This window comes from Acidovorax sp. HMWF018, assembly GCF_003061035.1.
GTDB classification, from domain to species: Bacteria; Pseudomonadota; Gammaproteobacteria; order Burkholderiales; family Burkholderiaceae_C; genus Acidovorax; species Acidovorax delafieldii.
Map to the genome: position 1 here is coordinate 1 of NZ_QAIM01000147.1, position 9,119 is coordinate 9,119.

Sequence of the window (9,119 nt, forward strand, 5' to 3'; positions counted from 1 at the left end):
CCAGCCCGCCAGATCGGCCGCCTTTTGCAGCACCTTCAGGTGGCGCGGGTGTTTTTGCAGCAATGTGGCACGGAAGGCCACCGGGTCCTTCTTGGCAGCGTGGGCCGCTTCGTCCACAAAACTCTCTTTGAAAAACGCCTGGTGCGAATGCCCTACTGAGCGCCAGAAGCCCACGGGCAGCGGCAGGTCGATGATCTCGTGGGCGATGCGTGCGTGGGGCCACTCGTAGGGCTGGTCGAACGCGCCTTCGGACGCGGTCTTGTCCGGCCCGGCGCCTGGCAGGCCAAAGGTGCGGGACAGCACCTGCGGCACGATGGCCTGGCCGGCCGATACGTTGTGCCAGGCCACGAGCTGGCCCTGTGCGTCCAGCCCGGCCTTGAACCGCGCCACGCAGGCGGGGCGATAGAAGTCGTGCTGCATGTCCTGCTCGCGGGACCACAGTGTCTGCACCGGTGCGCCCCCAGCAGCCTTGGCAATGGCGGCGGCCTGGGCCACGTAGTCCACCTCCAGCCGCCGGCCAAAGCCACCGCCCAGCAGCAGCTGGTGCACGGTCACCTTGGTGTCGTCGATGCCCAGGGCCTTGGCGGCCGCCATGCGCGCCAGGCCCGGTACCTGGGTGGATGTCCACACGCTGGCCGCGCCATCCCTGAACTGTACGGTGCAGTTGATGGGCTCCATGGTGGCGTGGGCCAGGTAAGGCGCGCGGTAGTCGGCAGTGAGGGTGGTTGCAGCGCCTTGCAGGGCCTGGTCCACATCGCCCACGCTGTGGTAGCCAAAGCCCTGGGCGTGGTCCAGCGACTGGGTCAGCTGGGTCATGACGGCGGCGCTCGACAGCGTGGCGGCCGGGCCGTGGTCCCACTGCACGGTGACGGCGGCGGCGGCCTTCTTGGCGTGCCAGGGCGTGTCCGCAATCACGGCCACGCCGCCAGTGCCGCCATGGTACGGCGCTACGGCCAGCACCTGCTTCACCCCGGGCATTTTTTGCGCGGCTGCGCCATCGAACTGGACTACTTTGCCGCCCCGCGTGGGGCACATCACCACGCTGGCGTACAGCAGGCCGGGCGGGTGGGCATCGATGCCAAACACCGCACTGCCGTCGAGCTTGGAGGGCGCCTCGATGCGGGTGAGCGGCTTGCCGATCAGCTTGAATTCAGCAGGCGCCTTGAGGGGCACCTTGCCTGGAGGCGGCTGCTGCGCCGCCAGTGCGGCCAGCTCGCCAAACGTGGCGCGCTGGCCTGCCGCATGTTCCACCACGCCGGCGTTGGCCTTGCATTCGGCGGCCTGCACCTTCCATTGCACGGCCGCTGCGTTGATGAGCATGGCGCGGGCGTGGGCACCGGCCTCGCGCATGGGGCGCCACAGGTCCTTGATGCTGCTGGAGCCGCCCGTCATCATCACGCCCACTTCGCGCATGGTCTTGGCGGTCAGCCAGCCCGCCACGGCCTTGATGGAGCCGTCGTTGTCGGGGTGGAACGGCAGGCCGTCCACCACCGTGGCCAGGTTGTTGTAGATGTCGTCGATGGGCGCCATCTCCAGCCGCACCTGGGCCCAGTCGGCGTCCAGCTCTTCCGCCAGTATGGCGGCCAGTCCGGTGTGCGCGCCCTGGCCCATTTCGGACTTGGCCATCATCACCGTCACTGTGTTGTCGGCTGCTACCTTGAGCCAGCCATTCAGCGCCACCTGGCCCGTGCCCTGGGGCAGGGGCTGCGCGGTGTGCAGCCGCTGGCGCGGGGGCACCACGCCCCAGCCGATGACCAGCGCGCCGGCTGTTGCGGCGCCACCGAGAAGCACTGTGCGTCGTTTCACCATGGGTTGTCCTGAGCGGTTGAGAAAGTGCACGCCGGCGCCTTCGATGGCAATTACCGCGTGGCAAGGGCAGGGGGCCATCCTAGCGCCACTGTGCAGCGCTGTGCTGCCGGCGAATGTCGGCTATGTGACGCTGCGCCGCACGCGCATGGCAATGCGGTTGAGCCCGACGGGCGTCAATCCCAGGTGGCGGGCCAGGTCTTTTTGCGGGATGCGCAGCGCCAGGTTGGGGTGTGATGCCAGGAAAGCACGGTAGCGGCCCTCGGGGGTGAGGGTGAGCAATTCGCGCTCACGCGCCTCCTTGCGTGCGGCGTACACCAGGGTCAGCTGGTACAGCGCCTTTGCCCAGGGCAGGTGGCGTTCGGCCAGCGCGAGCAGCACGCCGTGGTCGATGCGCTCCAGGGTGGCGGACTCGATGGCCGTCACCATGAAGGCCGTGCGGCCGCCCGGCTGCAGGGCGGACACGCTGGCAAAAAAGCGTCCTTCTTCGGCAAACGACTTGATCCATTCCGTGCCGTCATCCTGCAGGTAGCTCAGCTTGAACAAGCCTGCTTGAACCGCGTAAACATACGGGTGCTGCACCCCCTGCAGAAAGACCGTGCCGCCTGCCTGTACCGCGTGCGTGGTGATGGCGCGCTCTGCCGTGGCCCAGTCGGGCAGGGCCTGCGTGCCCGCCGCCTGTGTGAGGAGCGACCAGAAGGCGGGGTGCTGGATGGGGGCCATGGCGCGCAGTATGCCGCGTGGCAGTGTGGCGAAGCGTCCGCCGCGCCTGAGGGTGAGAGCCTCCTTCGTTCGCCAATTAACCTGGGTTGATGACGACGGACGGCGCCATGCCTAGAGTGCGGCCCATGTCACACGCTCGAACCCCCACCACCGCACGCCGGGCCGCGCCCGCAGGCCCCTTGCCACGCACCATCGTCACTGGCGCGAGCTCGGGCATTGGCCGGTCGCTGGCCCTGGAGCTGGCACGGTGCGGCGTGCCCGTGCTGGCCGTGGCACGGCAGGCCGAGCCGCTGCAGGCGCTGGCAGACGCCCATGGACTGATCGAGCCCTGGGTGGCCGACCTGTCCCGCATTGAAGAGATCGACGGCCTGGCGGCGCAGTGGCTGCTGCGCTATCCCGATATTGGCGCGCTGGTGAACAACGCAGGCATCCAGAACGACCTGCGGGTGGACGATGCCGACTACAGGGCACAGGACATGCGCGCGGAGGTCGAGATCAACCTGCTGGCACCGATGGTGCTGACGCGCGTGCTGCTGCCCCATTTGCAGGCCCAGCAGCGCGCATGGGTGGTCAATGTCGGGTCGGTGCTGGGCTCTTGCCCCAAGCGCACGGCGGCGGTTTACAGCGCCACCAAGGCCGGGCTGGACCTGTTCACCCAGGCGCTGCGGGTGCAGATGCACGGCAGCCCAGTGCGGGTGGTTCACGCTGTGATGCCGCTGGTCGATACGCCCATGACCCGGGGCCGAGGGCGCGGCAAGATCCCTTCCGATGTCGCTGCACAGGCACTGGTCCGCGGCCTGATGGCGGGGCACACCGACATCCGCATCGGCAAGGCGCGCGCGGCCTGGCACTTGCAGCGCTGGGCGCCCGGGCTGCTGGCCCGCCTGCTGCGCACGGCTTGATCCAAGCCCGCTGGCTCAACACCTGTCTTCTCATCGACCCCAGGAGATCACCCCCATGGCCACCCGTTATGCCTTCTTCATCCACCTGCGCGCACTGCCCGAGTGGCTGCGTTTGCCCCGTGAGCAAAGGCGTGAGTTGGGTGGGGCGCACCTGCATGCCCTGCTGCCCCGCTACCAGGGAGCCCTGCGCCTGCGCCACTTCGATGCCGAGGCCTTCGCAGCGCCCTGCAGCGACCTGATGCTGGTGGAAACCGATGACCCGCTCAAGCACTACGACTTCATGGAGCGGCTGCGCGATTCCCCCCTGCTCACCGTGCCGTATTTCGAGGTGCTGCAGATCCTGCCTGCCATCGAAGACGGCTACGTGGCGTTCGAGCGCGCAGAAACGGCTTAGGCCGCCTTGCAGTCGGCCAGCGCCGGAGCCTTGTGTGTGGGCTGCCGGTCCAGCCAGGCAATGTAGGCTGTGAGCGCCAGCGCACTCAGCGTGACGGCGGCCGCCACCAGCGGAATGGTCTGCAGCGACCATCCGGCCGTGATGACTGCGCCCCCCAGCCAGGCACCAATGGCATTGCCGAGGTTGAATGCGCCGATGTTGAGCGTGGACGCCAGGCTGGGCGCATCGCCCGCCTGCGACACCACCCGCGCCTGCAGCGGCGTGCCCGCCGCGAACGACACCATGCCCCACACCACCACGGTGATGACGGCAGGCCACAGCCACACGCTGGTGAACGAAAACGCTGCCAGCACCCCCGCCAGCACGGCGAAGATGCCCATCAGCGAGGGCAGCAGCTTCCAGTCTGCCAGGCGGCCGCCCAGCAGGTTGCCAATGGTCAGGCCCACGCCGCACAGCAGCAGCACGCCGCTCACGTTCTGGGGCGAGACACCGGTCACGTCGCGCAGGATGGGCGTGATGTAGGTGAACAGCGTGAACATGCTGGTGGATGCGAGCACGCTCACCGCCAGCGCCAGCCACACTTGGCGAATGCGCAGCACGCGGAACTCGCCCAGCGCGCTGCCGCTGATCTGGTGGCGCAGGTGTGGCACCCAGCGCACCACGGCGGCCACGGCCAGCACCCCAATCACCACCACCGCCCAGAAGGTGGAGCGCCAGCCCAGGTGCTGGCCCAGCAGCGTGCCCAGCGGCACGCCCAGCACGTTGGCGAGCGTGAGCCCAGTGAACATCAGCGCCATGGCCTGGGCGCGCTTGTGGGGCTCCACCACGCTGGCGGCCACCACGGCGCCAATGCCAAAAAACGCGGCGTGGCAGAACGAGGTGACCACGCGCGCCACCATTAGCCACGCATAGCTGGGGGCCAGCGCGCAACCCACATTGCCCACGATGAACAGCACCATCAGCCAGGTCAGCGTGGTCTTGCGCGGCCAACGCGCGGTGGCCACCGCCAGCAGCGGTCCACCCACAGCCACGCCCAGTGCGTAGGCCGACACCAGCATGCCGGCGGCGGGGATGGAGACGGACAGGTCACCTGCCACTTCGGGCAGCAGCCCCAGGATCACGAATTCGGTGGTGCCAATGCCAAAAGCGGCAATGGCCAGGGCCAGCAGGGGGAGGTTCATGGAGCGCAGAGGGACAAAAGGGCAGCACCAGGGCCGATGGGGCCAGGCGCGCAAGACTAGGGAAAACCCTTGGATTCTACGGAGGCCCCACAACCTTTGCAGGCCAAGGTTTTTGCATGAAATGGGCTGGTAGCGCTAGTGATATATGCCGTAACAGCTATTGTTTTCATAGTGAATGCCATCCTTGCCCTTGTGCGCCTGTGGCGTGCATCGGGGGGGGGGTGAGTCGCCTCGCAACGGCCCCCGTGTGATGCGGGCTCGCAGCGGGGCGTGTACGCCACCCGGCGTATTTCGCCAACCGGCCCCGCTCTCCAGAATCCATTCCATCGCCCGATCCACAGGGGCTCCACACCGGGGCCCACCGGGCGAAGCGGTTTGATTGATTTCCTGATTGAAACCACCACCGGAGAAGCACACATGCAACGTCGTTATTCCCTCAAGGCCCTCGCGGCCGTCGCTACGCTCGCTGGCCTGTCTGCGCTGCCAGCCCACGCCCAGGACACGATCAAGGTCGGCATCCTGCACAGCCTGTCGGGCACCATGGCCATCTCTGAGACCGTGCTGAAAGACACCGTGCTCATGGCGATCGACGAGATCAACGCCAAGGGCGGCGTGCTGGGCAAGAAGCTCGAACCCGTGGTGGTAGACCCGGCCTCCAACTGGCCCCTGTTCGCCGAAAAGACCAAGCAGCTGCTGGGCCAGGACAAGGTCTCGGTCATCTTCGGCTGCTGGACCTCGGTGTCGCGCAAGTCGGTGTTGCCGGTCGTGGAAGAAATGAACGGCCTGCTGTTCTACCCCGTGCAGTACGAAGGTGAAGAGCTGTCCAAGAACGTGTTCTACACCGGCGCCGCGCCCAACCAGCAGGCCATCCCCGCAGTGGACTACCTGATGAGCAAGGACGGCGGCAGCGCCAAGCGCTGGGTGCTGTTGGGCACCGACTATGTGTACCCCCGCACCACCAACAAGATCCTGCGCGCCTACCTCAAGTCCAAGGGCGTGAAGGACAGCGACATCGACGAGAAGTACACCCCGTTTGGCCACTCCGACTACCAGACCATCGTGGCCGACATCAAGAAGTTCAGCCAGGGCGGCAAGACGGCCGTGGTCTCCACCATCAACGGTGACTCCAACGTGCCCTTCTACAAGGAACTGGGCAACGCCGGCCTGAAGGCCAAGGACGTGCCCGTGGTCGCCTTCTCGGTGGGCGAGGAAGAACTGCGCGGTGTGGACACCAAGCCGCTGGTGGGCCACCTGGCTGCCTGGAACTACTTCCAGTCCATCAAGAGCCCGGCCAACACCGAGTTCATCAAGAAGTGGAGCGACTACGCCAAGGCCAAGGGCATTGCCGGCCACAAGGACAAGCCGCTCACCAACGACCCGATGGAAGCCACCTACATCGGCATCAACATGTGGAAGCAGGCTGTCGAAAAGGCCAAGAGCACCGATGTGGACAAGGTGATTGCCGCCATGGCCGGCCAGACCTTCAAGGCACCGTCGGGCATCGTCTCCAAGATGGACGAGAAGAACCACCACCTGCACAAGAGCGTGTTCATCGGCGAGATCAAGGCCGACGGCCAGTTCAACGTGGTGTGGAAGACCCCCGGCCCCGTGAAGGCCAAGCCATGGTCTCCTTACATCGAAGGCAACGACAAGAAAAAAGACGAACCTGAAAAGAAGTAAGCACCTGCAGTGTGCCCAAGAGGGGAGGGCGCCTGTGTGCGCCCTCCCTTTTTCTTTGACACCCGCCTGCCACCGACAGCAGGCCGAATGGAATTCTTCTTATGTTGCGATGTTTTCTGGCCATGCGCTGGTGCCTGGTCAGCCTGTTGTGCCTAGCGGGCAGCGCCCACGCCCTCACCGCCGAGGAGGCCCTGGCCATGGCCGCAGGTGACACGGACGACCGTGTGGCCGCCGTGCAGCAGGCCGTGGTGGAGCCCAGCGAACGCACCGCTGCCTTCTTGCAGGCGCTGGCCGACGACGCGGTGAAGGTGGCCGACGGCAAGGCGCTGATCGTGCGCGATGACAAGGGCATCGACCCTGTCACTGGCGCCGAGGTCCCTGTGCCAGCCGATGCCGAAGACATCATCAACAACAACCGCATGCGCGGCGAGATCGACACGGCCCTGGCGGGCCTGGCGCTGTTTGGCAAGGACGAAACCCAGCGCATGGCCGCCGCCAAGGCACTGACCAAGGAACCGGATGCAGGCCGTCTTCCCCTGCTCGACAAGGCACTGGCGCAGGAAACCAACGACAAGATCAAGACCCAGCTGGAGCTGGCGCGCGCCGCCACGCTGCTGGGCAGCGACGACCCCGCACAACGCATCGCAGCCGCCCAGGCACTGTCGCTCAGCGCCACACCTGATACGCGGCTGCTGCTCAACGAACGCGTCACGGTCGAAGAAGACGCCAAGGTCAAGGCCGCACTGCAGGCCGCCCTGCGCGCCATGGAAGGCCAGCTCGCCTGGGGCGAACGCCTGGGCGCTGCGTTCTCGGGCATCAGCCTGGGCTCCATCCTGCTGCTCGTCGCCTTGGGCCTGGCCATCACCTATGGCCTGATGGGCGTGATCAACATGGCCCACGGCGAGCTGATGATGATCGGCGCCTACGCGACCTATGTGGTGCAGGGCATCTTCCAGAAGTATTTTCCGGGTGCGTTCGACTGGTACCTGGTCGCTGCGCTGCCCCTGGCCTTTGGCGCTTCGGCCGCCGTGGGCGCGGTGCTGGAGCGCGGTGTGCTGCGCTTTTTGTACGGCCGCCCGCTGGAGACGCTGCTGGCCACCTGGGGCATCAGCCTGGTGCTGATGCAACTGGTGCGCACGATTTTTGGCGCGCAGAACGTGGGTGTGGAAAACCCCGCGTGGATGAGCGGTGGCGTGCAGGTGCTCTCCAACCTCACGCTGCCCTACAACCGCCTTGTCATCATCGGCTTTGCCATCGCCGTGCTGCTGGGCATGGGCTACCTGATCGGCCGCACGCGCCTGGGCCTGTTCGTGCGTGGTGTGACGCAGAACCGCCCCATTGCCTCGTGCATGGGCGTGAACACTGCGCGCATCGACACCATGGCCTTTGCGCTGGGCTCGGGCATTGCGGGCCTGGCGGGTTGCGCGCTGAGCCAGGTGGGCAACGTGGGGCCGGACCTGGGGCAGAGCTACATCGTCGATGCCTTCATGGTGGTGGTGCTGGGCGGCGTGGGCCAGCTGGCGGGCACGGTGTATGCCGCGCTGGGTCTGGGCATCCTGAACAAGTTCCTCGAAGGCTGGGCGGGCGCGGTGCTGGCCAAGATTGCGGTGCTGGTGTTCATCATCATCTTCATCCAGAAGCGGCCCCAGGGCATCTTCGCGGTCAAAGGGCGTACGGCCGACTGAAGCACCAGAGACGACTGATCATGACTACGCCAACCTCTCCCAACATCCAACTGCCCGCACCGGCGCCGCTGCTCACGCGCGGTGGCTGGTCGGCCTTTATCGTGGCACTCATCGTGGTGTGCGCCGTGGCACCCGTGCTCAACCTGTGGGTGCCCCCAGGCAGCATGTTCCACCTGTCGGACTACGCCGTGGCGCTGCTCGGCAAGATCATGTGCTACGCCATCTGTGCACTGGCCATGGACCTGATCTGGGGCTACACCGGCATCCTGAGCCTGGGCCACGGCCTGTTCTTTGCGCTGGGCGGCTACGTGATGGGCATGTACCTCATGCGCCAGATCGGCCGCGACGGCAACTACAAGAGCGACCTGCCGGACTTCATGGTGTTCCTGGACTGGAAGGAGCTGCCCTGGCACTGGGCGCTGTCCGACAGCTTCATCGCCACGCTGATCCTCATCGTGGCCGTGCCGGGCGTGATCGCGTTTGTGTTCGGCTACTTCGCCTTCCGCTCGCGCATCAAGGGTGTGTACTTCTCCATCATCACGCAGGCCATGACGTATGCGGCCATGCTGCTGTTCTTCCGCAACGAAACCGGCTTTGGCGGCAACAACGGCTTTACCGACTTCAAGCGCATCCTGGGCACGCCCATTGCCACGCAGAACATGCGCATGACGCTGTTTGTGCTGACGGGGTTGTCGCTGCTGGGCTTCTTCCTGCTGGCGCGCTGGCTGGTACGCAGCAAGTTTGGCCG

7 protein-coding genes and 1 pseudogene are annotated in these 9,119 nt (G+C 66.3%); 5 read left to right on the forward strand and 3 right to left on the reverse strand.

Going from position 1 to position 9,119, the window contains the following annotated elements; translation table 11 throughout:
• Both DBR23_RS05690 and DBR23_RS05695 read right to left on the reverse strand, forming a co-directional pair.
• A partial coding sequence (locus DBR23_RS05690; RefSeq protein ID WP_108497587.1) for a molybdopterin cofactor-binding domain-containing protein occupies nt 1-1,809 on the reverse strand: 1,809 nt, incomplete at its 3' end.
• A gap of 120 nt (nt 1,810-1,929) precedes the next feature.
• Nucleotides 1,930-2,529 (reverse strand): Crp/Fnr family transcriptional regulator, encoded by a 600-nt coding sequence (locus tag DBR23_RS05695; protein ID WP_108497588.1) that lies wholly within the window; start codon nt 2,527-2,529, stop codon nt 1,930-1,932.
• A gap of 125 nt (nt 2,530-2,654) precedes the next feature.
• Here DBR23_RS05695 and DBR23_RS05700 point away from each other — a divergent pair, with 125 nt between their 5' ends.
• Together DBR23_RS05700 and DBR23_RS05705 are read left to right on the forward strand one after the other, a co-directional pair.
• On the forward strand, nt 2,655-3,431 hold the full coding sequence (locus DBR23_RS05700; RefSeq protein ID WP_158276425.1) for an SDR family NAD(P)-dependent oxidoreductase: 777 nt from the start codon (nt 2,655-2,657) through the stop codon (nt 3,429-3,431).
• Between the two features lie 55 nt (nt 3,432-3,486).
• Complete coding sequence (locus DBR23_RS05705) at nt 3,487-3,825, forward strand: darcynin family protein (RefSeq protein WP_108497590.1); 339 nt, start codon at nt 3,487-3,489, stop codon at nt 3,823-3,825.
• Here DBR23_RS05705 and DBR23_RS05710 read toward each other — a convergent pair.
• Complete coding sequence (locus DBR23_RS05710; RefSeq protein WP_108497591.1) at nt 3,822-5,006, reverse strand: MFS transporter; 1,185 nt, start codon at nt 5,004-5,006, stop codon at nt 3,822-3,824. The two genes, DBR23_RS05705 and DBR23_RS05710, sit on opposite strands and share 4 nt — an antisense overlap.
• A 417-nt stretch (nt 5,007-5,423) precedes the next feature.
• On the opposite strand from DBR23_RS05710, the gene urtA reads away from it, so the two are divergent.
• The 3 genes and pseudogenes from urtA to DBR23_RS05725 form a co-directional block, all read left to right on the forward strand.
• Entirely contained in the window at nt 5,424-6,686 is a 1,263-nt protein-coding gene (gene urtA, locus DBR23_RS05715; protein WP_056641426.1) for an urea ABC transporter substrate-binding protein, read from the forward strand.
• 101 nt (nt 6,687-6,787) lie between these two features.
• Nucleotides 6,788-8,371 (forward strand): urea ABC transporter permease subunit UrtB, encoded by a 1,584-nt coding sequence (urtB, locus tag DBR23_RS05720; protein ID WP_108497592.1) that lies wholly within the window; start codon nt 6,788-6,790, stop codon nt 8,369-8,371.
• Nucleotides 8,372-8,391: 20 nt separating this feature from the next.
• A pseudogene (locus tag DBR23_RS05725) lies at nt 8,392-9,119 on the forward strand (urea ABC transporter permease subunit UrtC); the annotation flags it as partial.